Below are 522 nucleotides of genomic sequence, written 5' to 3' on the forward strand. Positions count from 1 at the left end.
AGATAAATTTAATAGTTTAAAAAAGTCACTTTTTTATTTAAACTCTTCATCTCCGATAAATAAAGAAAGATTGGAAAAAATAAAGAATTTACTATTTTTTTTTAGTATTTATTTTTTATTAGTTGCTTTAAAAGCTCGAACTTTTCGACGTAAACATGTTAAAGTTTTTACTCATGATTATTATTTATATCGAAATACAGCAAAAAGTGAAATATCAAAAGTAGTATGTCAATTAACAAAAAAAATTGGTCGAAAATCACTAAAAGCGATACAATTTTTTAAAATATTACCTGAATTAGTTGTTATACAACGACGACAAGTACCCGTGTTATATACGAATTTATTATATCTTTTAATAAATGTAATGATTAATGATTCTTTATTTCGAAAAAAGCAAATGTTAAATTATTTTGAAAATGTTGAAATAAATATGCCTTATCTTGATACATTTATACAAAGAAAACAAAAAATTATCAAATTACATGTTGTATTAAAACAAAAAGAAAAATTAATAGGTAAATT

At 20.9% G+C, this 522-nt stretch carries 1 protein-coding gene; it reads left to right on the plus strand.

Annotated features, from left to right (window positions below; genetic code table 11):
- On the plus strand, positions 1 to 522 hold a 522-nt coding region (locus JFN88_RS09270), incomplete at both ends, for a hypothetical protein (protein WP_199019052.1).

Source organism: Paenibacillus roseus (genome assembly GCF_016424485.1).
GTDB lineage: Bacteria > Bacillota > Bacilli > Paenibacillales > Paenibacillaceae > Paenibacillus_D > Paenibacillus_D roseus.